The following is a 24103-nucleotide window of genomic DNA, read 5'->3' as shown; positions in this document are numbered from 1 at the left end:
AGTGAGCACCCACGACCTTCCCCTCGCCGAGAGCGGCGGCTGCGGCGACGGCTGCGGCTGCGGCGCAGACATGGACGAGGCGTACATGGAGTGCGGCCTCGATCCCGCTCTGGCCCAGCTCCTCGCCGACGCCGGCCTCGACCCCCTGGAGGTCGAGGACATCGCGAACGTGGCGATCCAGGAGGACCTCGACCACGGCGTGGACGTGACGACGGTCGCGACCATCCCCGAGGACGCCGTCTCCACCGCGGACTTCACCGCCCGGGACGCGGGCGTCGTCGCGGGCCTGCGCGTCGCCGAGGCCGTCCTGTCCGTGGTCTGCACGGACGAGTTCGAGGTCGAGCGGCACGTCGAGGACGGCGACAGCGTCGAGGCCGGCCAGAAGCTGCTGAGCGTCACCACGCGCACCCGCGACCTGCTGACGGCCGAACGCAGCGCCCTCAACCTCCTGTGCCGCCTGTCCGGCATCGCGACCGCCACGCGCGCGTGGGCGGACGCCCTGGAGGGCACCGAGGCGAGGGTGCGGGACACCCGCAAGACCACGCCGGGCCTGCGCTCCCTGGAGAAGTTCGCGGTGCGCTGCGGCGGAGGCGTCAACCACCGCATGTCGCTGTCCGACGCGGCACTGGTCAAGGACAACCACGTGGTCGCCGCCGGCGGCGTGGCCGAGGCCTTCAAGGCCGTACGGGAGATGTTCCCGGAGGTCCCCGTCGAGGTCGAGGTCGACACCCTGCACCAGCTCCGCGACGTCGTCGACGCGGGCGCCGACCTGATCCTGCTGGACAACTTCACGCCCGTCGAGTGCGAGGAGGCGGTCGCCCTCGTCGCGGGCCGTGCCCTGCTGGAGGCGTCCGGCCGGCTCACCCTCGCCAACGCCGGGGCCTACGCGAAGACGGGCGTCGACTTCCTCGCGGTGGGCGCGCTCACGCACTCCTCCCCGATCCTCGACATCGGCCTCGACCTGCGAGCGGCGGAGTAACCCCGGCCATGCTGCTGACCATCGACGTAGGCAACACCCACACGGTCCTCGGCCTCTTCGACGGGGAGGAGATCGTCGAGCACTGGCGCATCTCCACCGACTCGCGCCGCACCGCCGACGAACTCGCCGTGCTGCTCCAGGGCCTCATGGGCATGCACCCGCTGCTCGGCGAGGAGCTCGGCGACGGCATCGACGGCATCGCGATCTGCGCGACCGTGCCGTCCGTGCTGCACGAGCTGCGCGAGGTGACGCGGCGCTACTACGGCGATGTCCCCGCCGTCCTCGTCGAACCCGGTGTCAAGACGGGCGTGCCGATCCTCACGGACAACCCCAAGGAGGTCGGCGCCGACCGGATCATCAACGCCGTGGCGGCCGTCGAGCTGTACGGGGGACCGGCGATCGTCGTCGACTTCGGCACCGCGACCACCTTCGACGCGGTCAGCGCGCGGGGCGAGTACGTCGGCGGTGTCATCGCTCCCGGCATCGAGATCTCCGTCGAGGCGCTCGGTGTCAAGGGCGCGCAGCTGCGGAAGATCGAGGTGGCCCGGCCGCGCGCGGTGATCGGCAAGAACACCGTCGAGGCGATGCAGTCCGGCATCATCTACGGGTTCGCCGGCCAGGTCGACGGCGTCGTGAACCGGATGGCGCGCGAGCTCGCCGACGACCCCGAGGACGTCACCGTCATCGCCACCGGCGGACTGGCTCCGATGGTCCTCGGCGAGTCCTCGGTGATCGACGAGCACGAGCCGTGGCTCACGCTGATCGGGCTGCGGCTGGTGTACGAGCGGAACGTCTCGCGCATGTGAACTCCGCCCGCGTGACGCGGGCAGCCGGTACCGAAGGGGCCCCGCGTGCGCGGGGCCCCTTCGGCTTCCCTTCCGGGGCGGGGTGGCGGCCGGCTTTCCTTCCGGAGGGGCGGCGGCCGGGCGCTCTTCCGGAATCCGGGACGCAGTTCCGCTCTCGTCGAGACAGGACGCGCCACATTTCTTCTGCTATGCGGATTTTGTCTGATTAGCACGTATCGTCGCCCCATGCCCACGCCCTACGGATCCCACGGCGGCATGGCGTTCGGCGCGGAGGAGCTGCGTGTGCTCCGCCGTGTCCTCGCCCTCGCCCTGCACCCCAGCCCCGTCTCGGCCGAGGACGTCCAGGACTGCCTCCGCCTCGCCGGGTCCCTCGACGAGGCGGCCCACGAGGGGGCCAGGCTCCGGGCCTTCCTGCTGGCCGACCTCGCCCGCTACCGGGCCGCCCTGCCGGGCACCGTCACCGGCTACCTCCCCCGCCTGGAGGAGGCCCTGGCTTCCGGATACCGGCCGAACGCCGACGACCTCGCCGCGCTCCGCGCGCTGCGTGGCAATCCCGCCGCGGCGGCTCTCCTGGAGCGCTGCCAGGTCCTCGCCGAGCGGGACGTGCGGACCCGGCTCTCGGGCCGCGCGCTCGCCTCGGTCCCCCCGTCCCGCACCCGTCTGCTGGCCCTGCCCGGCGGCCGCGCCGCCGAGGAGCCCGACAGGAGGTCCGAGCCGGAACCGGGGCCCCGGCCGCCTGCCGGGCCGCCCCGCCCGGACCGGCCCATCCCCACCCCGGGCGAGGTCTTCCCGCCGCGGCGCAAGCCCGGCCCGCCCCCGGCCGACCCGCCGCAGCAGCTCGCGGCGGGCTAGCTACTCTGGGGGCATGGACTATGTCTCCGCGCTCGTGCCCCCGGTAGTGATGGCCGTGTTCTTCATCGGGCTCATCGTGACGATCGTGAAGAGTCAGGGCGGGGCCAACAAGGCCAAGGAGGACGGGGTCGTCGACGCCGCCCTCGCGCGCGTGGAGGCCGCTCAGCAGGCCTCGGCCCGCAAGGACACCGGGGCCTGAGCCCCGGGCGAGCCCTCTTCGGCGTACGCCCGCCCCGTGCCCGGCCGCGCTGTCACCGGCGTACGACTCGGACGTTTCCCGCGTCCTTCGAGTCGTACGCCCTTTTTGTTGGCCATCTCCCACTATTGTTCTGAACTGTGCCTCGCCCATTGGGAGAACTCGAAGACGCGGTCATGACGCGGGTGTGGAAGTGGAACCGCCCGGTGACCGTTCGGGAAGTCCTGGAAGACCTTCAACAGGAACGGTCCATCGCCTACACCACGGTGATGACCGTTTTGGACAATCTCCATCAGAAGGGCTGGGTCCGCCGCGAGGCGGAAGGCCGGGCCTATCGATATGAGGCCGTCTCCACACGGGCCGCCTACTCGGCGGCGCTGATGAACGACGCCTGGTCGCAGAGTGACAACCCAGCGGCCGCTCTCGTCGCCTTCTTCGGGATGATGAGCGAGGAACAGCGGGTAGCCCTCAGGGATGCCGTACGCATGGTGCAAGGGCCGGAACCGCAAGCCCCCGAAGCGGCCGAAAGGCCACCGGCGCCCGGGCCCTCCGGGGAGAACCCCGCCGCTGACGGGGACGCCTCCGGACGATAGCGTCCGCTCATGTCAGCAGAGCATCCCGCGGAGGTTCCGGCAGGGCTTCCGGCGGAGCATCCCGAAGTCACCGCAAAAGCCGTCACCGTCCGACGGGCCAGGACCAGCGATGTCGCGGCCGTACGAGGACTCCTCGACGCGAACGTGCGCCGCCGTATCCTGCTCGACAAAGCCACCGTCACCCTTTACGAGGACATCCAGGAGTTCTGGGTCGCGGAACGCGACGACAACGCCGAGGTGGTCGGCTGCGGCGCCCTGCACGTGATGTGGGAAGACCTCGCGGAAGTCCGCACTCTCGCGGTGAACCCCACGGTCAAGGGCCTGGGCGTCGGTCATCAGCTGCTGGAGAAGTTGCTCCAGACCGCCCGCTGGCTCGGTGTTCGACGGGTTTTCTGTCTGACCTTCGAAGTCGGCTTCTTCGCGAAGCACGGCTTCGTGGAGATCGGTGAGACACCCGTCGACACCGATGTGTACGCCGAGCTCCTGCGTTCCTATGACGAGGGCGTCGCGGAGTTCCTCGGTCTCGAACGAGTGAAACCGAACACCTTGGGCAACAGCCGGATGCTTCTGCATCTGTGATCGCGACCGGCTATTCCGGCGGAGTGCGCTGCCCGCGTTCCCTATGTCCGAAACGCGCACGTTTCCGGGCGGGCGGAGTCCGGTGAGTCTCTGCCAGGGGTTTGTGTTTTTCCAGCAAAAGCGGTTTGCTTTCCGACGTACTGCAGTACTGCATATAACAAGGGACGGCGAAACGGCGGACGCCGCGGGACCCTCCTTGCCCTGAAGTTATCGATGAAAGGAAATCCGGTGGCACAGAAGGTTCAGGTCCTTCTTGTCGACGACCTCGACGGTGGCGAGGCGGACGAGACCGTGACGTTCGCGTTGGACGGCAAGACGTACGAAATCGATCTCACGACCGCCAATGCGGACAAGCTCCGTGGCCTTCTCGACGCGTACGTGAAGGGTGGCCGTCGTACCGGAGGCCGTGCTTCGGGCGGACGCGGAAAGGCCCGCGTCGCTTCCGGTGGCAGCCAGGACACCGCGCAGGTCCGTGCCTGGGCGAAGGAGAACGGCCTGGAGGTCAACGACCGCGGCCGCGTTCCCGCGTCCATTCGCGAGGCCTACGAGAAGGCCAACGGCTGAGCGGGCGCTCGCCGCAGCCTCACGCGGTGGCACTGTGTCGCCATCGTCTGCACCAGTCGTACGAGATCGGGGGCGCCCCCAACGCCCCCGCCGACGGTCCCGCCGCCCAGCGCCGACAGTGTCGGCAATGCCGACTCCACCGCGCGGCCGGGCATCGGGGGCCGCAGCCAGCGGGCGGCCCCTCGTGGGCGTCTCCGCGTTTCCGGACCGGCCGGCCGCCGGTCGCCGGGACGGGCTCGCGGACCGTCTTCGGGCCGGCCTTCGGGCCGGGCCCCGAACCCGGCCGGCGGAGCGAGGGGACCCGGCGGCGCCGGAGCCCCGGGATCCGGCGCCACCGCGCCGCCGGGATCCGGCGGCGGGGGAGCCTCGATGCTTCCGCCCGCGCCGATCGCCGTGAGATCCAGCGCGAGAGTTCCCCACTCCAGCCAGTCGAGCAGCCCCGGCAGCTCCTCCGCGCTCCCCGTGGCCACCAGCAGCCGCATCCGCTCCCCGTGCAGGGCCACCGGAGAAGCCGGTCCCAGATGCCGCAGGGCGGGGAATCCCGCCTCCGCCGGCACCTCCAGGACGTCGAAGCGCAGCCCCGTGACCAGCCGTACCGGCAACCCGGGCACTGTCGTCCAGTCCAGTTCGTTCTCGTACCACTGACGTACCGGATCGACCGGATCACCCGGATCGGACGGTCGACGGGGGACAGGGACGGTGGGAACCATGCAAGGAGCAACCGTCAAAAGACCCCCCGAGTTACGCTGGGTATTTCCGTGAACGCTCAGAGTGCCGGGAAAAGGGGCGTGCGGGAGCGTTCCGCCGGGCATGGATGTTCGCCCGTAGCGGAGGGAACCGGTGCGCGCGGCATGGACTGTCAGTGAGCACGGGTAAGACATGCCTAGTGGGAGAGGCGACACGCAGGGCTCGGGCATCTCACGTTCGCCATCGGCGTACAGCGGGAGAGGGTATCTGCCTGGCCTGCGGGAACATCGTCTCGCACCATCAGGTTGGAGCAGATGTCGGCGTTCGGGGTCAGGAGGCCAAGGACGGTGTCGGCAGTTGGAATGAGCGGTCCCCGCTTGCGGGACTAAGCTGCGGAAGGACAGGGAGGGGAGCGTCCCCTTACTGCCTGACCGCTCTGAGGAGCGATTAACGATGTTCGAGAGGTTCACCGACCGCGCGCGGCGGGTTGTCGTCCTGGCTCAGGAAGAAGCCCGGATGCTCAACCACAACTACATCGGCACCGAGCACATCCTCCTGGGCCTGATCCACGAGGGTGAGGGTGTCGCCGCTAAGGCCCTGGAGAGCCTCGGGATTTCGCTCGAGGCGGTCCGCCAGCAGGTGGAGGAGATCATCGGGCAGGGCCAGCAGGCCCCCTCCGGCCACATCCCCTTCACCCCCCGTGCCAAGAAGGTCCTGGAGCTGTCGCTCCGCGAGGCCCTTCAGCTGGGCCACAACTACATCGGCACGGAGCACATCCTGCTCGGCCTGATCCGCGAGGGCGAGGGCGTCGCCGCCCAGGTCCTGGTCAAGCTGGGCGCAGACCTCAACCGTGTGCGGCAGCAGGTGATCCAGCTGCTCTCCGGTTACCAGGGCAAGGAGACCGCCACCGCCGGCGGTCCTGCCGAGGGCACCCCCTCCACGTCCCTGGTCCTCGACCAGTTCGGCCGGAACCTCACCCAGGCCGCTCGTGAGTCCAAGCTCGACCCGGTCATCGGGCGCGAGAAGGAGATCGAGCGGGTCATGCAGGTGCTGTCCCGCCGTACGAAGAACAACCCGGTGCTCATCGGTGAGCCCGGCGTCGGCAAGACCGCCGTCGTCGAGGGCCTCGCCCAGGCCATCGTCAAGGGCGAGGTGCCCGAGACCCTCAAGGACAAGCACCTCTACACCCTCGACCTCGGCGCGCTGGTCGCCGGCTCCCGCTACCGCGGTGACTTCGAGGAGCGCCTGAAGAAGGTCCTCAAGGAGATCCGCACCCGCGGCGACATCATCCTGTTCATCGACGAGCTGCACACGCTGGTCGGTGCGGGTGCCGCCGAGGGCGCCATCGACGCCGCTTCGATCCTGAAGCCCATGCTGGCCCGCGGTGAGCTCCAGACCATCGGTGCGACGACCCTGGACGAGTACCGCAAGCACCTCGAGAAGGACGCGGCCCTCGAGCGCCGCTTCCAGCCGATCCAGGTGGCGGAGCCTTCCCTCCCCCACACGATCGAGATCCTCAAGGGTCTGCGCGACCGGTACGAGGCCCACCACCGTGTGTCCATCACGGACGAGGCCCTGGTGCAGGCGGCGACGCTCGCCGACCGGTACATCTCGGACCGCTTCCTGCCCGACAAGGCGATCGACCTGATCGACGAAGCCGGCTCCCGGATGCGCATCCGCCGGATGACCGCGCCGCCGGACCTCCGCGAGTTCGACGAGAAGATCGCGGGCGTGCGCCGCGACAAGGAGTCGGCCATCGACTCCCAGGACTTCGAGAAGGCGGCCTCTCTCCGCGACAAGGAGAAGCAGCTGCTGGCGGCGAAGGCCAAGCGCGAGAAGGAGTGGAAGGCCGGCGACATGGACGTCGTGGCCGAGGTCGACGGCGAGCTCATCGCCGAGGTCCTGGCCACCGCCACCGGCATCCCGGTCTTCAAGCTGACCGAGGAGGAGTCCTCGCGTCTGCTGCGCATGGAGGACGAGCTCCACAAGCGGGTCATCGGCCAGAAGGACGCCATCAAGGCGCTCTCGCAGGCGATCCGCCGTACGCGAGCGGGTCTGAAGGACCCGAAGCGTCCCGGTGGTTCCTTCATCTTCGCCGGCCCCTCGGGTGTCGGTAAGACGGAGCTGTCGAAGACCCTCGCGGAGTTCCTCTTCGGTGACGAGGACGCGCTGATCTCCCTCGACATGTCGGAGTTCAGCGAGAAGCACACGGTCTCGCGTCTCTTCGGTTCGCCCCCCGGATACGTGGGCTACGAAGAGGGCGGCCAGCTCACCGAGAAGGTCCGCCGCAAGCCGTTCTCCGTCGTCCTCTTCGACGAGGTGGAGAAGGCCCACCCGGACATCTTCAACTCGCTGCTGCAGATCCTGGAGGACGGTCGTCTGACCGACTCCCAGGGCCGGGTCGTGGACTTCAAGAACACGGTCATCATCATGACGACCAACCTCGGCACCCGGGACATCTCCAAGGGCTTCAACCTCGGCTTCGCGGCCGTGGGCGACGTCAAGTCCAACTACGACCGGATGAAGGCCAAGGTCAACGAGGAGCTGAAGCAGCACTTCCGCCCCGAGTTCCTGAACCGTGTCGACGACACGGTGGTCTTCCACCAGCTGACCGAGGAAGACATCATCCAGATCGTCGACCTCATGGTCGCGAAGGTGGACGAGCGTCTGAAGGACCGGGACATGGGCATCGAGCTCAGCCCGAGCGCCAAGTCCCTCCTCGCGAAGAAGGGCTACGACCCCGTGCTGGGCGCCCGGCCGCTGCGCCGGACCATCCAGCGCGAGATCGAGGACGTCCTCTCCGAGAAGATCCTCTTCGGCGAGCTCCGTCCCGGCCACATCGTGGTCGTCGACACCGACGGCGAGGGCGAGGCCAAGGCCTTCACCTTCCGCGGTGAGGAGAAGTCGGCGCTCCCCGACGTCCCGCCGATCGAGCAGGCCGCCGGCGGTGCCGGTCCCAACCTGAGCAAGGAGGCGTGACCTCAGGGTCCGCCTGGAAAAGGGGCTGCCCCGGGACTTCGGTCCCGGGGCAGCCCCTTTTCCAGGTCCCGGAGCAGCCCTTTCGGCCGGGCGGGAGTCACAGAACGTTGTGGGTCGTGGTCGTCGTGTGTTCGCCCGGCAATTGACCCGAGAGCTGTTCCGGCACGGTTCCGGTGCCCGAAGTGAGGGCGAAATTGACCGTCCGCAGGTTCGGCAGCAGGGTCCGGAGTCCGGAAAGGTCCTCGTTCCCCGCCATTTTTCTCAGTTCCAGGTGTTCGACGGACGGCAGCGGCGGCGCCGACACGAGGGATCCCAGGGCGGCCCGGTGGATCCGCAGTTCCCTGAGCGCCGGCAGCGCGGCGACCTCGGACCAGTCGTCGGGGGTGAGCTCGCCGGGCTCCCGGCTCAGCCACAGGGTGTGCAGCGACCGCCAGTGGCCCAGCCCCCGCATCCCGGTGTCGCGGAGCACGTCCAGCCCGAAGCAGATGACTTCCAGCGGCGCGTCCAGGGGGAGGGTCTCGCTCAGCGACCGGCCCGTGAGCCGGTGTCCGACGTTCAGTTCCCGCAGCGAGGCCAGCCCCGCCAGACCGTCGGGGACCGGGGGCCGTCCCGAGTCGGACATCAGGTACAGCCCCCGCAGCGGCAGCTCCGCGAGCGGCGCGAGATCACCGATCCCCGTGCACCCATCGAGGTTGAGCTGCTCCAGCCGCCGCTGTGCCGTCAGGAAGCCCAGATCCCCCAGGCGGTTGTTGTGCCGCAGCATCAGCCGGGTCACCTGGTCCGGGAGCAGGCAGGTGCGCAGCTCCGCCGGGTCGATGTCTCCTACGATCTGCAGCCGGGGCCGGCCGCCCAGGTCGCGCAGCACGTGGAGCTGGGCGGTCGAGTGCGCGGAGAAGTACAGGCCGGCCGGGTCCAGCCGGGCGATGATCTCGGACGCGTACCGCTCGGTGTCGAACCTGTGCCATCCCCAGGCGAGTTGGGCCCGTACGGATCGGGCCGGGTGCGAGCGGAAGCGCGCCAGTACGGGGATGGCCGCGTCGGTGCCGATCAGGGAGGCGGTGACCACGACGCCGTGGGCCTCGTCCTCGGTGAGACCCTCCGGTCCGGGCAGCAGTTCCAGGACGAGGGGGCCCGCCTCGGCCAGGGCGCGGGCCTCCGCCGACGTTCTCGGCGGGATGAGCGCGGCCGCGTCGCCTTCCACGGCGGCCCGCACCTCGGGCGCGAGCTGGGTGGAGTGTTCCAGCGAGGCGAGGGCGAGCAGCCGTACACGCGTCGCGGACGCCTCGTCGAGCCGTGCCGCCGCGCCGGTCATGGAGCCCAGCAGCTCGGCCCGTTCCCGTGGCCGGGCGTGGGCGACGGCCATCCGGATCACATCCGCCCACTGGGACTCCCCGGCGTTGCGCACCAGCAGCCCGAAGTCCCCGTCCTCCACGGCGGCCTTGGCGCCCAGGTAGTCCTGGAAGGTGCGGTGGACGAACTCGACGGTTCCCGGGGTGGGTTCACGGAGAAGGCCGCTGCGGACGAGGAGGTGGCGCAGGATCTGCGCGGCGTCGCCCTGCCGGGCGGCGGCCGGGAGGGAGGGCAGGACGTCGGCGACGATGCGTTCGGCGCGGGCGCGGTCCATCTCCGCCCGGTTGTTGCGGATCAGCCAGTAGGCGAGCCGTTGCAGGAGCTGGATCTGCGGAAGCTCCGTGAGGTGGATGCCGTCGTGACCGCTGCCCCGTACGAACATGTCGCGTTCCTCGTCGCGGCGCGACAGCAGCATGGAGAGCGCGGCGTCGTACAACTCCTGTCTGCCGTGCGGCAGATAGCCCCGCCGGTCCCGGTGCAGCGCGCAGATCAGACCGCACATCAGGGGATTGGTGGCGAGGCGGCCGAGGTCCGGCTTGGTCCGGACGGCGTCGAGGAGGGAACGCTCGTAGCCGTCGAGGCGGTCCGTGTCGGAGGCGTCGAGGCGTGCCGCGGCGTGCCAGCGGCGGATGAAGGCGGCCACGTCGTCGCCGGTCATCGGCGAGAGGACGAGTTCGGTGAATCCGTCGGGCGCGAGCCAGTCCTCCCGTACGGCCGAGGGGCGGGACGTGACCAGCCACTGGTTGCCGGGGTAGGCGTCGAGGAGTTCGCGCAGCCAGCGGCGGGTGTGTTCGCGGTCACGTTCGGGGATCTCGTCGAGGCCGTCGACGAGCAGCAGTCCGCGGCCGTGGCCGAGCACCCTGTCGGTCCAGCCGTCCGGCTGGGTCGCGTGGAAGGGAAGCCGCACGGCGGACAGGAAGGCGTCGGGGGCCGGAAGGCCCTCGGGGCGGCGGACGAGGGTGCGCAGCGGGAGGACGAAGGGGATGCGGTCTCCCCGCTCGCCGCGCGCCGCGGTCACCGCCAGCCACTGCACCAGCGTGGTCTTGCCGGATCCGGCCACACCGCGCAGCAGGACGAGGTCCTGTTCCGACAGGGCCTGTTCGGCGGGCAGGGAAGCGGCCGCGGGGGCGATGCGCACACCGTCCGACGAGGCCGGCTCCTCGTCCTCCATGGGGCGTAAGGCCTGGAGGCTGAGGTAGGCGGCGTCCAGCGGCCAGCGTTCCGGGGAGTTGACGAGGTCGATGCCGTAGATGGTGAGGTGGCTGTGCCTGGTGGCGAGATGGGCGAGATAGCGCTGCTCGAAGGCCTGGTCCGTGCCGCCCGTCATGGGGGTGCGGGCGATCAGTTCGTCCACCTTGGCGATGAGCTCGCGCTGTCTGCGGCTCTGCTCCACGAGGGTGCGGGGGACAAACGCCGAGCGCTGCGTGAAGAAGTGCAGGATGTGGAGGCAGGCGGTGTCGAGCAGCCCCTCGTAGAACACGGTCGCGTCGAGGGACAGGTCCCGGTCGGGGTTCCCGGCGGCCGCGCGCAGCCGCAGGGCGAGCGTCCGGTGACCGAGCTCGACCGCCTGGACGTCCGTCATGGTGAGGTCGCCCAGGGCGTGCAGCGTGGTGCCGAGGGCGTGGACGACGGCCTGTTCCTCGTCGGCGGGGAAGGGGCGCTCCCCACCACACAGCGCCCGCCCGACCAGGGCGGCCGAAAGACGGGTCAGTTCCTTCTCTCCGACGGCCCGTTTCTCGCCCTTGAAGGAGACGAGCGCCGAGATCCGTACGGGCTTGTCCACGAGGCCCGCTCCCGGGCCCTCGGCCACGAAGAGCTTCCTGACCAGCGGCGCGGCCACGCTGGAGGCCAGGCGCGTGCCGACGGTTACTGGGTCCATGACGATCCCCCGGGAGAGCGTTGAGTCAGGAGGACAACCGTATGTTCTGACAGCCGTTCGGCACAGAGGCGCCGGAGGCGCCCGCGAAGGGTCTGCGAATGCCCCCAAGACCCTTGAAAACAGGGGCCGGCGGGGTAGCCCGCGTCACATTCCGGGGGTCCCGGATCCGGCCCCCCGGTGACATGAGGCACAGGCGTTTTGTCCGGTACTAGAGCGAGTAGTAGATACGCGAAAACGGACAAAAAGGACCTTTGGCCCGGGGTGGAGAGGGCTGTCGGCAGGTCGTCCGGACGGGTGGGCCGGGAGCAGGTTTAGCAGGGATATGCAGGCCTGAAGTGGGGTTAAACCCTGTTTTCCGGGCCAAAGGGACAAGATCCCTCGTCAGGTGTCCGAGGTGTCAAGGTTCGGGAAGTTTGGGGATGAAGTACTACTTCGCACCGTAGATGGGGGGTTTGAGTGCGGCTGGGGGCGCGGGTTACCAATGAATGGCCAACACGGCGGCAGGCAGTTCGCCGGAGTGGTTGCTCAGTCCCTTGTCCCCGTCTCCACGAGGTATTCATGTCGAAGCGCGTCACGTCCCGCAAGTCCCTTACGTCCATGGTCCGCACTCGGGCGGCCGTTCTGACCGTCGGTCTGGGAGCCTCGGTCGTGCTGGGCGCAGGGGTCGCGACCGCCGCCGAAACGGGCGTCAGCACCAGCGCCACCGTCACCGCGGCCAGCGCCGTTCACACCCAGGCCGCCGCTCAGGCCAAGGCCGCCGTCGCGAAGAAGGCGGCCGTCACCAAGGCGGCTGTCGCCAAGAAGGCCGCGGCGAAGAAGAAGGCCGCTTCCTGGATCGACCCGGTCGCGAAGTACTCCCTGTCCGCCAGCTTCAACCAGGCCGGCGGCATGTGGGCCCACAAGCACTCCGGCCAGGACTTCGCCGTGCCGACGGGCACCAACGTCATGGCCGCCCACGGCGGCACCGTCGTCAAGGCGGGCGGCAACGGCGCCGGTGACGGTCCGGCGTACGGCAACGCCGTCGTCATCAAGCACGCCAACGGCACGTACTCGCAGTACGCCCACCTGTCGCGCATCGACGTGCACATCGGTCAGGTCGTCTCCACCGGTCAGCACATAGCCCTTTCCGGCAACACCGGTAACTCCAGCGGCCCGCACCTGCACTTCGAGATCCGTACGACCCCCAACTACGGTTCGGCCGTCAACCCCGTGGCGTTCCTGCACACCATGGGCGTCAAGGTCTGACCCGCCCGCGCCGGTGACCCGGCGCGCGGCCCCGGCGCGCAGCGCCGGAGAGCGGAACCAGAAGCGGAGCCCCGCTGCCGGAGACGGCAGCGGGGCTCCGCTTTCGTACGAGGGGGCGGCGCCGGGAAACCCTGCGTGCGGGGCCGGCCCTGGGCGGCCTGTCGTTTCGGATCATGCGGCGGGACACGGGCCACCTGATCCAAACGTCCGGTCCTAGGAGGCTCCGCCCCCGTGGGCCTGGGTCACCAGGTCGATCGCGACCTCCAGGACGGCCTTGCGCTTGTCCTCGGGGTCGCCTTCGACGTCTTTGAGCACGAACATGCCGGCGTGCATCGTGAAGAGCGCGCTGACGCAGCGGACCTGGTCGGTCAGCGGCGACTCGGGCTCCTTGATGATCTCCAGCATGCTGATCATGCGGTCCTTGAAGGTCTCGCCGATGCTCAGCTCGCGAACCGTCGCCTGGTTCTCCTGCATGAAGCGGAAGAGCGGGGACGCGCCGCCGAGTGCCTCGCTGTAGCGGCGCAGCACCTCCTGCTTGGTCTCCAGGCTGTGCGGCTGCTGCTTGCCCCACTCGATCAGCTCGTCGAGCGGCCGCGTCAGATCCTGGAAGAGACTGATCAGGATCTCTTCCTTGGTCTTGAAGTGGTAGTAGAGCGCGGCTTTCGTGACATCGAGGTGCTCGGCGATCTCGCGCAGCGAGGTCTTCTCGTAGCCGTGCTCGGAGAAGAGTTCGAGAGCAACGTCCTGGATGCGCTGCCGGGTGTCGCCCCGGCGCTGCCGCTTGATGCCGTCCATGGTGCCGCCCATCCTCGTACTCCTCGCGCTCCCTGGAAACTTACCTGTCGACCGGCTGGTAAAACTAGTGTTGCTTACTTGACGCCCGGCTAGTTGCGAAGCTATTTTCCTGAGTGTAGTCAGCTTGCCGGTCGGCAAGTAAGTAGCCGGACGGCGGCGGAAGTACTCAGGGGAGTGGAAGCGATGGCGGACAAGACGAAAGCGGCCGAACCGGCCGCGGAGCAGACCGGGAAACCGGCCGAGGGCGAGAAGCGGCAGCGCAGCGTGCGTGTGGTCCTGCTCGCGCTGATGCTCACGATGATGCTGGCGATGCTCGACAACATGATCGTCGGCACGGCCATGCCGACCATCGTGGGTGACCTCGGCGGACTCGAACACCTTTCCTGGGTCGTGACGGCGTACACCCTCGCCACCGCGGCCTCCACCCCGATCTGGGGCAAGGTCGGCGACATGTACGGGCGCAAGGGCGCCTTCATGTCGTCGATCGTGATCTTCCTGATCGGCTCCGCGCTGAGCGGCATGGCCCAGAACATGGGCGAGCTGATCGGGTTCCGGGCCATTCAGGGTCTCGGCGCCGGCGGTCTCATGGTCGGCGTCATGGCGATCATCGGTGACCTGATCCCGCCCCGTGAGCGCGGCAAGTACCAGGGCATGATGGCCGGCATCATGGCGCTGGCGATGATCGGCGGTCCGCTGATCGGCGGCACCATCACCGACAACTGGGGCTGGCGCTGGTCCTTCTACATCAACCTGCCGCTCGGCGCGGTCGCGCTCGCCGCGATCAGCATCGTCCTGCACCTGCCGAAGAAGCGGTCCGAGACGCGCATCGACTACCTCGGTGCCGTGCTGCTGACCATCGGCATCACCTCCATCGTCCTCGTCACCACCTGGGGCGGCACGGAGTACGCCTGGTCGTCCGCACGGATCATGGAGCTCATCGGCCTCGGTGTCGCCGCGCTGGTCGGGTTCGTCTTCTGGCAGACCAAGGCCGCCGAGCCGATCCTGCCGCTGCACATCTTCCGCAGCCGCAACTTCACCCTGATGTCGATCATCGGCTTCGTCACCGGCTTCGCCATGTTCGGCGCCACGCTGTTCCTGCCGCTGTACCAGCAGGCGGTACAGGGCGCGTCCGCGACCAACTCCGGTCTGCTGCTGCTGCCCATGCTGGGCGCGATGCTCGTGACGTCGATGGTCGCCGGCCGGGTCACCACCGCCACCGGCCGCTACAAGATCTTCCCCGTCCTCGGCGGTGTGCTGATGGTGATCGGCCTCTACCTGCTGTCGACGATGGACACGGACACCACCCGTTTCATGTCCGGCGTCTACATGGCCGTCCTCGGCCTGGGCATGGGCTGCCTGATGCAGGTCACCATGCTGGTGGCGCAGAACAGCGTGGAGATGAAGGACATGGGCGTCGCGTCCTCCTCCTCCACCCTGTTCCGTACGCTCGGCTCGTCGTTCGGTGTCGCCGTCATGGGCGCGCTGTTCAACAACCGCGTCAAGGACGTCATGGCCGAGAAGGCCGGCGCGCTGGGCTCGAAGATCACCGAGCAGTCCCCGCAGCTGGACGCGGCGAGCCTGGCGAAGCTGCCGGCGGCGGCGCGCGAGGCCTACCAGCACGCGGTGTCGGCCGGTACGCACTCGGCCTTCCTGCTGGGCGCGTCGGTGGCCGTGATCGTGATGATCTCGTCGGTGTTCGTCAAGGAGGTCGCCCTCAAGGGAGCGGGCGCGCCCAAGCCCGGCGAGGGCGGCGCGTCGGACGAGGCACCCCAGGTCCAGCTCGCCGAGCCGGTCTGACCTGATCGCGGGGCCGGTCGTCCCGGCCCCTGAACTCCTCACACCGAAGGCCCCCGGCGTTGTCCGCCCCGGGGGCCTTCCGCTGTGCCCGGTGACGGTCACACCGAGGCGGCGAGGACGGGCCCGGCCGGGGGCCGTCTACTTCCCGGACGCCGGCAGCATCGGATAGCTCCCCGTGCTCGTCGGTGCGTGTTCCGGCAGCCACAGCACCGCGACCGCGCCCTCGGCGGGCACGTTTTCCGGAGCCCCGGCGGGCCGTACGTTGCGGAAGGTCAGCCGTGCGCCGAGCACCCGGGCCTGGCCGGCGGCGATGGTGAGGCCCAGTCCGTGGCCGTCGCCCGCCCGGTCGGCGCTGCCGGTGCGGAAGCGGCTCGGCCCCTCGGCGAGGAGCTTCTCGGGGAAACCGGGGCCGTGGTCGCGGACGCGGATGACCCTGCCCTCGACGGTGACCTCGATCGGCGGCCTGCCGTGCCGGGCCGCGTTCGCCAGGAGGTTGAGCAGGACGCGCTCCAGACGGCGCGGGTCCGTCGTGACCTCCGACTCGTGCACCACCCGCACCTCGACGTCCGCACCCTTGGCGGCGATCCGCCGGGCCACGAACTCGCCGAGCATGAGGTCCTGCAACTCGGCCCGCTCGGAGGCCCCGTCGAGCCGGGCGACCTCCAGGACGTCCTCGACCAGCGTGCGCATGGCCTGCGCGCGGTCCCGTACGAGCTCGGTGGGGCGGCCGGGCGGCAGGAGTTCGGCCGCCGTGAGCAGCCCGGTCACCGGGGTGCGCAGTTCATGGGCGATGTCGGCGGTCACCCGGCGCTCGGCCTCGATGCGCTGCTGGAGCGCGTCGGCCATGGCGTCCACGGCCCGTGCCAGGTCGTCGGTCTCGTCGAGCACGACACCGCCGATCGCGTCCCGCACCCGGACGTCCGGTTCCCCCTTGGCGACCCGGTTCGCCGCGGCCGCCGCCTTGCGCAGCCGGCGCGACAGCTGGCCGCCGATCAGCACGCCGAGCGCGCTGCCGCCGAAGACGACCGCGATGGAGCCGATGATCAGCGCCTGGTCGAGGTCCTTCATCACGTCCGCGTTGCGGTCCGTGAACCGCTCGTGCCAGGACAGCACCTGGCCGTTCCTGAGCGGTACGGCGGCCCAGATGTCCGGCACGCCGTTGGAGCTGTCGGAGACGTAGGTCGCCCGCCGTCCCTCCGAGACCTTCACCATCAGGTCCGACGGAATGGAGGGATCGTCTATCTTCGCCCCGAACGACGGCGGCCGGCCAGGCCCGTACATGCGCTCGGCGAGCTGGATGCGCTCGTCGGCGAGGTCGCGCGAGTTGTCCAGCATCGAGACGCGGGCCGCGTTGTGGACGACCAGGCTCAGCGCGACGGCGACCAGCGCGCCGACCAGGGCGATCGCGGTGCTGAGCTTCCAGCGGATGCCGGTACGGATGCTCGTACCCGAATCCGTGCCCCGGTCTATCCCGATGCCGATGCCCCGGCCCCGGCCGGTGACCGCGCCGGGCCTCCTGCCCCCGCCGAGAACCTCTCCCCGGCCGGCACCTGACCCGGCACCGACCCCCTCGCGCGTACCCGTGCTCACGCCGACCCCCGCTTCCGCACGTCCGCCCGGAACCGGCCCCCGCCCCGCGGCCGAAGGGTTCCCCGCAGCAGCGGAACGCTGAAATATCCCCCGCATGGTGTGCTCAGGCCTTCAACTTGTAGCCGAAGCCGCGGACCGTCTCGATACGGTCCTGGCCGATCTTCGTACGCAGTCGCTGCACATGGACGTCGACCACCCGGGTGTCCCCGCCCCAGCCGTAGTCCCACACACGCTCCAGCAGCTTGTCGCGGCTCAGCACCGTCCCCGGTGCGGACGAGAACTCCAGGAGCAGCCGCATCTCGGTGGGCGTCAGCGCCACCGGCGTACCGCCCCGGGTCACCTCCATGCCCTCGGTGTCGACCTCCAGCTCACCGAAGACGAGCACCCCGCCCTCCACCGGAGCGGCCCCCTCGGCCGCGCCCGCGCCGCCGCTCGCGTGCCCGAAGCGGCGCAGCACCGCGCGGATACGGGCGACCAGTACGGCACCGTCGAAGGGCTTGGTCACGTAGTCGTCGGCGCCGGCCTCCAGGCCGAGCACGATGTCGATCGAGTCGGCGCGCGCCGACAGCATGATGACCGGCACGGTCGACTCGTCGCGGATACGGCGGCACAGCGACACACCGTCGAGCCCGGGGACCATCACGTCCAGCAGGGCGATGTCGGGACGGTCGGCGCGGAACGCCTCCAGACCCGAGAGCCCGTCGGGCATGGCCGTGACCGCGAAGCCGTCGCGCTCCAGGGCGAGTTGTGTGGCCTCGCGGATGACGTCGTCGTCCTCGACGAACAGGACGTGGGTCTGCTCTGCCATCCGGCTGCTCCGCCCGCTCTCAGTTCGCGTCCGGGGCGGGCGAAACGGAGCCGCCCACCGCGTTGCTGTAGTCGTTGTGGATCCTGGACTGTTCGGCGAAGCGTGTCGAGGACCAGCCGTAGGTGATCACTTCCTCGCTGGACGGGTACGACACCGGGTCGCCCTTCTCGTACAGCTGCTGGGTGACCACCAGATCGCCCCGGTCGATCTCGGCGTAGACCGGAGGCTCCTCGGCCTTGAAGACATTCTGGTACCGGCCGTTCTCCTCGCGATAGACGTAGCTGCCGACACCCACGGCGTCGGCACAGGTCATCACGTTGATCACGATGTCGTTCGCGGATCCGCCGGTCAGCTCCCCGTACGACACGTCGACCGGGTACTCGTCGGCGACGCACGGCTTCAGGTCGCGCTTGACCGCCGCGCTGACCGCCGGATCGCCCTTGACGAGCTTGACCGCGTCCACGCGCCGGGGGGCCTTGGACGGCGAGCCGGAGACGACCGGCTTGATGCTGCCCTTGGCGACCGCGTCGCTGCCCGCCGGACCCTCGTCGCGGGCACCGGTGCCGCCGGTGGCGCACGCGGTCACGAAAAGGCCGAGGGCGGCGAGCCCGGCCGCCGCCGAACTCCCCGCCTTCAGGGCCGTTCTGCCTCGGACTCCTAGGCCGCGCAACGCTCCCGCTCCTCACGTTCGAGCGCGCGGGCGTCCAGGTCGCGGCTCTCCAGCTCCTCGCGGAGCCGGGCCAGCGCCCGGTGCAGCGTGCTCTTGACCGTTCCGGCCGACATGCCGAGCGCGGCGGCCGTCTCCTCCGTGGACATCTGCTCCCAGTGTCGCAGCACCACGACACTGCGCTGCTTGGGTGCCAGCACCTTCATGATGTCCATCAGCAGCGCACGGTCCGCGTGCTGTTCGGTGGCGTCCTCCACACACGCGTCCGGCAGTTGCTCGGTGGGCACCTCCTCGAGCTTGCGGGCCCGCCACCACTCGGTACGCGTATTGATCATCACGCGGCGCAGATAGGCGTCGGCGAGACGCTTGTCCGCGATGCCGTCCCAGCGGCCGTACGTCCGCACGAGCGCGGTCTGGAGCAGGTCCTGGGCGTCGACCGGGTCGGGGACCAGACGGCGGGCACTGCGCAGCAGCGCGTCCTGCCGGGTTCGGACGTACTCCTCGAATTCGAGCACCTCGCCCTGCGCCATGATCAACCGCCTCCGTCCCCGTTTCCGGCCTGCCTGCTGCCGGTTCTCCGTTGCCTGCGAACCGCCGCTCCCGTGCCGCCGGTCGGGCGGCACTCGCTGCGGTACGGCACTGAAGCTACGGAGCCGTTGTCACGGGGTTGTCCGAGACAGCCTGCGGCCAGCACTCGGCTGTCCGTCGGTTGTGTAACGGCTATGGAAACGGGGTAGGAGAACGTGCCTCTATGGCCTGGTTGATCCGGTTATGGCGCCTGTTCTAGGTGAGGGGCAACCGATACAGACCGCCGGGGAGCGGTTCGACGAGTCCGTCGGCGACGAGTCCGTCGAGCGCGCGGCCCCGCTGCACCGGTTCGTCCCACACCCGGTCCAGCGCGGTCCCGGGAACCGGCACATGCGACTCCCGCAGGACGGCCAGCAGCTTGCCGCGCACCTGGCGGTCCGTACCCGCGTACGTCTGCCCCTTGCGCGGCGGTCCGTCGTGCTCCGGCTTGCCGGCCAGCCGCCAGGCGCACTGCGCGGCGATCGGGCAGCGGTGGCACGTCTCGTTCCTCGCGGTGCAGATCAGCGCGCCGAGTTCCATGGAGGCGGCGGCCCAGCGCGCCGCCGTGCTCTCGCTCTCGGGCAGCAGGGCGCGGGCGAGCTTGCGCTCGGCGGCCGTGGTGGCGTTCGGCGGGTACTGCACGCCGCTGACGGCTCGGGCGAAGACCCTGCGGACGTTCGTGTCCAGGACGGGATGGCGCTGGCCGTACGCGAACGACGCGACCGCCGCCGCCGTGTACTCGCCGATGCCGGGCAGCGCCAGCAACTGCGCGTGATCGGTCGGTACGTCGCCGCCGTGCCGTTCCGCTATGGCCACCGCGGCGCCGTGCAGACGCAGGGCGCGGCGTGGATAGCCGAGCCGCCCCCAGGCCCGGACCGCCTCTCCGGGCGCGTCCTTCGCCAGATCGGCGGGGCGCGGCCAGCGGGCCAGCCACTGCTCGTAGACGGGCAGGACGCGGTTGACGGGGGTCTGCTGGAGCATGAACTCGCTGACCATCACCGCCCAGGGGCCGGCATCGGGATGCCGCCAGGGCAGATCGCGGGCGTGCTCGTCGAACCAGGCGATGACGGGGGTGTGGAGGTCCTCGCCGGGGGCGTTCCGGGTGGGCCCGGTGGGCTTGGTGGGTGCAGTCATGGCGATATCGATCCTGCCATGCGGCGGTGGGGATGCGGGGACGACGCCGGGGGCGGGCGGTGGTGAAAGACCGCACCCGGCGGTCGTCACGGCGCCGGGATGGTGTCCGCCGGGATGATGATCCGGAAAAGTTGGTACCGGGGCGGCGGGTGGGGCCTGTGGCGCGGTCGATCTCTCGTAGAGTTTGCGCCGTGGGATCTCTGCGCAATCCGGTCGGGCCGCTACCCTCCACCATCTACTGGCGTCGGAGGGCCGTTCTGCTGTCCGTACTAGGGCTGTTGGCGCTTCTGACGGTCTGGGTGGTCGGCACCGGAGGCGGGGGCGGCAACAACGGCGCCGGCGGGTCGAACGGCAAGAATCCCGCTTCCTCGATCACACCGGGACCCTCCGGTTCGGGCCCCGCGATCAGCCAACACCCGGGCGGCCGCGACGAGTCGAGCGGCGGCGGTGACGGCGGCGGGAGCGGAAGCGGCGACGGCGGCGCGTCGGACGGCGGTTCCGGGGACGGCTCGGGCGACGGTTCGGGCGACGGCTCCACGGGATCCGGCACCGGGACCGGGGGCGGTTCCGACGACGGGTCCAAGAACGGCGGCGAGGCGGCCGACCGGCTTCCGGCCGGTTCCACCGTCCCCAACTGCACCCCGGGCAACGTCAAGTTGACGCTCAAGAGCGTGCGCAACACCTACGCGCCCGGAGAGCAGCCCGAGATCCAGCTCATCGCCAAGAACACCTCGGGCAGCGACTGCAAGGTCGATCTCGGCCCGAAGAGCGCTGTTCTGACGATCACTCAGGCAGGCGGCGACGAGGACATCTGGGCCTCGGACGACTGCCCGAAGGGCGCCGCAGGCATCCTCTTCCGCGTGCCGGCCGGCGGCCAGACCGTCCACACGGTGAAGTGGGACCGCAGGCCCGGCGCCCCCGAGTGCGCCACGCCCCCTTCGGGTTCGGCTCCCGCGGGCACCTACCTGGTCGAGGCGAAGGCGCCGGGACTGGCGAAGGCGCAGACGTCGTTCGTCCTGTCCAAGGACTGAGCGCCCTCGGTCCCGACGGGACTGCACCCCGGCGGCCCCGGGGTCCCGGATTCCCGACGAGGACTCCTGGTGCCCCGACAGGCAACGTTCGCCCCGTTGCGCGGGCGCCGGGGTACTAGACGTAGCGCTCCAGGATCGACGACTCCGCGAGACGGGACAGGCCCTCGCGGACACTGCGGGCCCGGGCCTCGCCCACGCCGTCGACCGTCTGGAGGTCGTCCACGCTCGCGGCGAGCAGCTTCTGGAGACCGCCGAAGTGCTCCACGAGCCGGTCGATGATCGCGCCGGGCAGCCGCGGCACCTTGGCGAGGAGGCGGAACCCGCGCGGAGAGACCGCGGAGTCGAGCGCCTCGGGGGAGCCGGTGTAGCCCAAAGCCTTTGCCACCGTGGACAGTTCGAGGAGCTCGGCGTGACTGAGCGCGTCCAGCTCGGACAGCGCCTCGTCGACCGTGCGGGAACGCTTGGCGGTCGGCTCGGGCACGTAGTCCCGGACGACCAGCTCACGGTCGGGCTCGACGCCGGCGATCAGCTCGTCGAGCTGGAGGGTCAGCAGCCGCCCGTCCGTGCCCAGTTCCACCACGTACTCGGCGATCTCGGTGGCGATACGGCGCACCATCTCCAGACGCTGGGCGACCGCGGAGACGTCCCGGACCGTGACGAGGTCCTCGATCTCCAGCGCCGACAGCGTGCCCGCGACCTCGTCCAGGCGGAGCTTGTAGCGCTCCAGGGTGGCGAGGGCCTGGTTGGCGCGGGAGAGGATCGCGGCGGAGTCCTCCAGGACACGGCGCTGACCGTCGACGTACAGAGCGATCAGGCGCATCGACTGGGAGACCGAGACGATGGGGTAGCCGACCTGCTTGCTCACCCGGTCCGCGGTGCGGTGCCGCGTGCCCGTCTCCTCCGTCGGGATCGTCGGGTCGGGGACCAGCTGCACGCCCGCCCGAAGGATCTTGGTGATGTCCTTGTCGAGCACGATGCCGCCGTCGAGCTTGCACAGTTCACGCAGACGGGTCGCGGTGAACTCGACATCCAGGACGAAACCGCCCGTGCACATCGCTTCGACGGTCTTGTCGGAGCCGAGCACGATGAGTCCGCCCGTGTTGCCGCGGAGAATCCGTTCAAGCCCGTCGCGCAGTGCCGTACCGGGTGCCACGGCGCTGAGTGCGGCGCGCATCAGGCCATCGGCACCGGAGCTCCCGCCGGACTTTCCGGGAGCTGCTGCCCGGTCGTTGGCTGCCACTGCACTCCTCCGGTCGCGGGTTTCCGGTCGCGCTCGGTTCGTACGGACGGGCGAGACCAGGGCAAAGTCTACCGGCGCTGCTCCTCGTCCCGTGGGGCCTCTCTGCGACGCGAGCGCGGAAGGACACTCAGAGCCGCGCCGATGTCGGCCACTTCCAGGACCTTCATGCCGGCGGGAACCTTGCCCGGATCGGTCGGTACGAGGGCGTGGGTGAAGCCCAGACGGTGGGCCTCGGCCAGCCGGCGCTGGACGCCCGTGACCCGTCTGACCTCGCCCGCGAGCCCCACCTCGCCGATCGCCACGAGGTTCTTGGGCAGCGGGACGTCACTGGCGGCGGACGCCAGGGCGAGCGCGACGGCGAGGTCCGCGGCGGGCTCGGTGAGCTTCACACCGCCGACCGTCGCCGAGTAGATGTCCCGCTTCCCGAGAGCGCTGATCCGGCCGCGCTGCTCCAGGACGGCGAGCATCATCGAGACGCGGGAGGTCTCCAGACCGGATGTCGTACGGCGCGGGGAGGGGATCTGGGAGTCCACGGTGAGCGCCTGGACCTCGGCGACCAGGGGACGGCGGCCTTCGAGAGTGACGGTCAGACAGGTGCCCGGGACGGCCTCGGCGCGGCGCGTCAGGAAGAGCCCCGACGGGTCGGCGAGCCCGGTGATGCCCTCGTCGTGCAGCTCGAAACAGCCGACCTCGTCCGTCGTGCCGTAGCGGTTCTTGACCCCTCGGACGAGCCTCAGGCGCGCGTGCCGGTCGCCCTCGAAGGACAGGACGACGTCCACGAGGTGTTCGAGCAGCCGAGGTCCGGCGATCGCGCCGTCCTTGGTGACATGGCCCACGAGCAGGGTGGACATGCCGCGCTCCTTGGAGGCCCGGATGAGCGCGCCCGCCACCTCCCGGACCTGGGCCATGCCGCCGGGCGCGCCGTCGATCTCCGGGGAGGCGACGGTCTGGACGGAGTCCAGGATGAGCAGCGACGGCTTCACCGCGTCCAGATGACCGAGGACGGCGGACAGATCCGTCTCCGCGGCGAGATAGAGGTTGTCGTCGATGGCCTTGATGCGGTCCGCGCGCAGCCGCACCTGGCTGGCCGACTCCTCGCCCGTCACATACAAGGTGCGGTGTTCGTCACTCGCCGACTTGGCCGCCACGTCCAGCAGGAGGGTGGACTTGCCGACGCCGGGCTCGCCCGCGACGAGGACGACGGCTCCGGGCACGAGACCGCCGCCGAGGACACGGTCCAGCTCGGGCACGCCGGTGCTGCGGGCGGTGGCCTGACGGACGTCGACCTGCCCGATGGGCACCGCGGACGTGGTGACCCGGCCCGGTGCCGTCGTACGGACAGCGGGCGCGCCGTACTCCTCGACCGTCCCCCATGCCTGGCATTCGGCGCAGCGGCCGAGCCATTTGGCCGTCTGCCAGCCGCACTCGGTGCAGCGGTAGGACGGACGGTCCTTCGCGGATTTCGTACGGACAGCCATGACCGAACCGTAGCCGTAGCCACTGACAACGCGGCACGCGACGGTACGGCCCCGCCCGGGCCCGGATCCGGCCCCCGCCCCCGGACCTTCGTGACAGGGGCCCCGTTCCTCGGGGAAAGCGGCGGCGCGAACCCCCGTGCTCCGTTCCCACCCCCGCGCGACCGGGCCCGCGCCGGCCCGTGGCCGTCCCATCTGCCATGGACTGCCATCGCCACCGGTGACGGCCCAGGCCAGGGGTCGAGGGTTCCTGTCCCCTTATGAGGGATCGTTTCACCCGTACGGATTAA

The 24103-nt window shown here is 70.1% G+C and carries 21 protein-coding genes; 11 read left to right on the top strand and 10 right to left on the bottom strand.

The window, feature by feature from the left end; genetic code table 11:
- Position 1: 1 nt before the first annotated feature.
- The 7 genes from nadC (at position 2) to OG780_RS18940 (ending at position 4569) form a co-directional block, all read left to right on the top strand.
- Complete coding sequence (gene nadC / locus OG780_RS18970; protein WP_328449734.1) at positions 2 to 979, top strand: carboxylating nicotinate-nucleotide diphosphorylase; 978 nt, start codon at positions 2 to 4, stop codon at positions 977 to 979.
- Positions 980 to 987: 8 nt separating this feature from the next.
- A complete protein-coding gene (locus tag OG780_RS18965; RefSeq protein WP_326786315.1) occupies positions 988 to 1785 on the top strand; it encodes a type III pantothenate kinase in 798 nt (265 codons plus the stop codon).
- 225 nt (positions 1786 to 2010) lie between these two features.
- Positions 2011 to 2637, top strand: a complete 627-nt coding sequence (locus OG780_RS18960; RefSeq protein ID WP_328449731.1) for a hypothetical protein — start codon at positions 2011 to 2013, stop codon at positions 2635 to 2637.
- Positions 2638 to 2650: 13 nt separating this feature from the next.
- The gene (locus OG780_RS18955) at positions 2651 to 2836 is read left to right on the top strand and encodes a hypothetical protein (RefSeq protein WP_328449729.1); all 186 of its coding nucleotides are present in this window, start codon (positions 2651 to 2653) and stop codon (positions 2834 to 2836) included.
- A gap of 137 nt (positions 2837 to 2973) precedes the next feature.
- On the top strand, positions 2974 to 3426 hold the full coding sequence (locus OG780_RS18950) for a BlaI/MecI/CopY family transcriptional regulator (protein WP_328449727.1): 453 nt from the start codon (positions 2974 to 2976) through the stop codon (positions 3424 to 3426).
- A gap of 9 nt (positions 3427 to 3435) precedes the next feature.
- Positions 3436 to 4005 carry an amino-acid N-acetyltransferase gene (locus tag OG780_RS18945; RefSeq protein WP_328449725.1) on the top strand — a complete coding sequence of 190 codons (570 nt, stop codon included), beginning with the start codon at positions 3436 to 3438 and terminating at the stop codon, positions 4003 to 4005.
- A 228-nt stretch (positions 4006 to 4233) separates the two neighbouring features.
- On the top strand, positions 4234 to 4569 hold the full coding sequence (locus OG780_RS18940; protein ID WP_326786311.1) for a histone-like nucleoid-structuring protein Lsr2: 336 nt from the start codon (positions 4234 to 4236) through the stop codon (positions 4567 to 4569).
- Here OG780_RS18940 and OG780_RS18935 read toward each other — a convergent pair.
- Positions 4548 to 5279 (bottom strand): SCO3374 family protein, encoded by a 732-nt coding sequence (locus OG780_RS18935; protein WP_328449723.1) that lies wholly within the window; start codon positions 5277 to 5279, stop codon positions 4548 to 4550. The genes OG780_RS18940 and OG780_RS18935 overlap by 22 nt on opposite strands.
- A gap of 430 nt (positions 5280 to 5709) precedes the next feature.
- On the opposite strand from OG780_RS18935, the gene OG780_RS18930 reads away from it, so the two are divergent.
- Positions 5710 to 8235 (top strand): ATP-dependent Clp protease ATP-binding subunit, encoded by a 2526-nt coding sequence (locus OG780_RS18930; RefSeq protein WP_328449721.1) that lies wholly within the window; start codon positions 5710 to 5712, stop codon positions 8233 to 8235.
- A gap of 97 nt (positions 8236 to 8332) precedes the next feature.
- On the opposite strand, the gene OG780_RS18925 is transcribed toward OG780_RS18930, so the two are convergent.
- The gene (locus OG780_RS18925; RefSeq protein ID WP_328449719.1) at positions 8333 to 11464 is read right to left on the bottom strand and encodes an NACHT domain-containing protein; all 3132 of its coding nucleotides are present in this window, start codon (positions 11462 to 11464) and stop codon (positions 8333 to 8335) included.
- A 558-nt stretch (positions 11465 to 12022) separates the two neighbouring features.
- Here OG780_RS18925 and OG780_RS18920 point away from each other — a divergent pair.
- Positions 12023 to 12709: a M23 family metallopeptidase gene (locus tag OG780_RS18920; protein ID WP_328449717.1), complete on the top strand. Its 687-nt coding sequence runs from the start codon at positions 12023 to 12025 to the stop codon at positions 12707 to 12709.
- Between the two features lie 213 nt (positions 12710 to 12922).
- Here OG780_RS18920 and OG780_RS18915 read toward each other — a convergent pair whose 3' ends face one another.
- Positions 12923 to 13516, bottom strand: coding sequence for a TetR/AcrR family transcriptional regulator (locus OG780_RS18915; RefSeq protein WP_326786306.1), 594 nt, complete (start codon positions 13514 to 13516; stop codon positions 12923 to 12925).
- Positions 13517 to 13687: 171 nt separating this feature from the next.
- Here OG780_RS18915 and OG780_RS18910 point away from each other — a divergent pair, with 171 nt between their 5' ends.
- Positions 13688 to 15301 carry an MDR family MFS transporter gene (locus OG780_RS18910; protein ID WP_328449714.1) on the top strand — a complete coding sequence of 538 codons (1614 nt, stop codon included), beginning with the start codon at positions 13688 to 13690 and terminating at the stop codon, positions 15299 to 15301.
- A gap of 138 nt (positions 15302 to 15439) precedes the next feature.
- On the opposite strand, the gene cseC is transcribed toward OG780_RS18910, so the two are convergent.
- From cseC to OG780_RS18885, 5 genes are all read right to left on the bottom strand, one after another.
- Complete coding sequence (gene cseC / locus OG780_RS18905) at positions 15440 to 16987, bottom strand: two-component system sensor histidine kinase CseC (protein WP_328449712.1); 1548 nt, start codon at positions 16985 to 16987, stop codon at positions 15440 to 15442.
- A 7-nt stretch (positions 16988 to 16994) separates the two neighbouring features.
- Positions 16995 to 17699, bottom strand: coding sequence for a two-component system response regulator CseB (gene cseB, locus OG780_RS18900; protein ID WP_328449710.1), 705 nt, complete (start codon positions 17697 to 17699; stop codon positions 16995 to 16997).
- Between the two features lie 19 nt (positions 17700 to 17718).
- Entirely contained in the window at positions 17719 to 18369 is a 651-nt protein-coding gene (locus OG780_RS18895) for a hypothetical protein (RefSeq protein WP_328449708.1), read from the bottom strand.
- Positions 18357 to 18896 carry a SigE family RNA polymerase sigma factor gene (locus tag OG780_RS18890; RefSeq protein ID WP_328449706.1) on the bottom strand — a complete coding sequence of 180 codons (540 nt, stop codon included), beginning with the start codon at positions 18894 to 18896 and terminating at the stop codon, positions 18357 to 18359. Before OG780_RS18890 ends, OG780_RS18895 begins: the two co-directional genes overlap by 13 nt.
- Positions 18897 to 19149: 253 nt before the next feature.
- Positions 19150 to 20067, bottom strand: a complete 918-nt coding sequence (locus OG780_RS18885; protein ID WP_328449704.1) for an A/G-specific adenine glycosylase — start codon at positions 20065 to 20067, stop codon at positions 19150 to 19152.
- A gap of 191 nt (positions 20068 to 20258) precedes the next feature.
- Here OG780_RS18885 and OG780_RS18880 point away from each other — a divergent pair, with 191 nt between their 5' ends.
- On the top strand, positions 20259 to 21098 hold the full coding sequence (locus OG780_RS18880) for a hypothetical protein (RefSeq protein WP_328449702.1): 840 nt from the start codon (positions 20259 to 20261) through the stop codon (positions 21096 to 21098).
- A 115-nt stretch (positions 21099 to 21213) separates the two neighbouring features.
- Here OG780_RS18880 and disA read toward each other — a convergent pair whose 3' ends face one another.
- Both disA and radA read right to left on the bottom strand, forming a co-directional pair.
- Positions 21214 to 22338: a DNA integrity scanning diadenylate cyclase DisA gene (gene disA / locus OG780_RS18875; protein ID WP_326786298.1), complete on the bottom strand. Its 1125-nt coding sequence runs from the start codon at positions 22336 to 22338 to the stop codon at positions 21214 to 21216.
- A gap of 68 nt (positions 22339 to 22406) precedes the next feature.
- Positions 22407 to 23816, bottom strand: coding sequence for a DNA repair protein RadA (radA, locus tag OG780_RS18870; RefSeq protein WP_328449701.1), 1410 nt, complete (start codon positions 23814 to 23816; stop codon positions 22407 to 22409).
- Between the last annotated feature and the right edge of the window lie 287 nt (positions 23817 to 24103).

Origin of the sequence: Streptomyces sp. NBC_00386, from assembly GCF_036063235.1 — a bacterium.
Lineage (GTDB): Bacteria > Actinomycetota > Actinomycetes > Streptomycetales > Streptomycetaceae > Streptomyces.
The sequence above is the reverse complement of the archived record's forward strand: the minus strand, read 5'-3'. Positions and strand labels throughout refer to the sequence as shown.

What these genes read in the sequence shown, in the direction of transcription:
- OG780_RS18965 (WP_326786315.1), top strand. Translation starts at nt 988, where the DNA reads ATGCTGCTGACCATCGACGTAGGCAACACCCACACGGTCCTCGGCCTC.
- OG780_RS18960 (WP_328449731.1), top strand. Translation starts at nt 2,011, where the DNA reads ATGCCCACGCCCTACGGATCCCACGGCGGCATGGCGTTCGGCGCGGAG.
- OG780_RS18955 (WP_328449729.1), top strand. Translation starts at nt 2,651, where the DNA reads ATGGACTATGTCTCCGCGCTCGTGCCCCCGGTAGTGATGGCCGTGTTC.
- OG780_RS18945 (WP_328449725.1), top strand. Translation starts at nt 3,436, where the DNA reads ATGTCAGCAGAGCATCCCGCGGAGGTTCCGGCAGGGCTTCCGGCGGAG.
- OG780_RS18935 (WP_328449723.1), bottom strand. Translation starts at nt 5,279, where the DNA reads ATGGTTCCCACCGTCCCTGTCCCCCGTCGACCGTCCGATCCGGGTGAT.
- OG780_RS18930 (WP_328449721.1), top strand. Translation starts at nt 5,710, where the DNA reads ATGTTCGAGAGGTTCACCGACCGCGCGCGGCGGGTTGTCGTCCTGGCT.
- OG780_RS18925 (WP_328449719.1), bottom strand. Translation starts at nt 11,464, where the DNA reads ATGGACCCAGTAACCGTCGGCACGCGCCTGGCCTCCAGCGTGGCCGCG.
- OG780_RS18920 (WP_328449717.1), top strand. Translation starts at nt 12,023, where the DNA reads ATGTCGAAGCGCGTCACGTCCCGCAAGTCCCTTACGTCCATGGTCCGC.
- OG780_RS18915 (WP_326786306.1), bottom strand. Translation starts at nt 13,516, where the DNA reads ATGGGCGGCACCATGGACGGCATCAAGCGGCAGCGCCGGGGCGACACC.
- OG780_RS18910 (WP_328449714.1), top strand. Translation starts at nt 13,688, where the DNA reads ATGGCGGACAAGACGAAAGCGGCCGAACCGGCCGCGGAGCAGACCGGG.
- cseC (WP_328449712.1), bottom strand. Translation starts at nt 16,987, where the DNA reads ATGCGGGGGATATTTCAGCGTTCCGCTGCTGCGGGGAACCCTTCGGCC.
- cseB (WP_328449710.1), bottom strand. Translation starts at nt 17,699, where the DNA reads ATGGCAGAGCAGACCCACGTCCTGTTCGTCGAGGACGACGACGTCATC.
- OG780_RS18890 (WP_328449706.1), bottom strand. Translation starts at nt 18,896, where the DNA reads ATGGCGCAGGGCGAGGTGCTCGAATTCGAGGAGTACGTCCGAACCCGG.
- OG780_RS18885 (WP_328449704.1), bottom strand. Translation starts at nt 20,067, where the DNA reads ATGACTGCACCCACCAAGCCCACCGGGCCCACCCGGAACGCCCCCGGC.
- radA (WP_328449701.1), bottom strand. Translation starts at nt 23,816, where the DNA reads ATGGCTGTCCGTACGAAATCCGCGAAGGACCGTCCGTCCTACCGCTGC.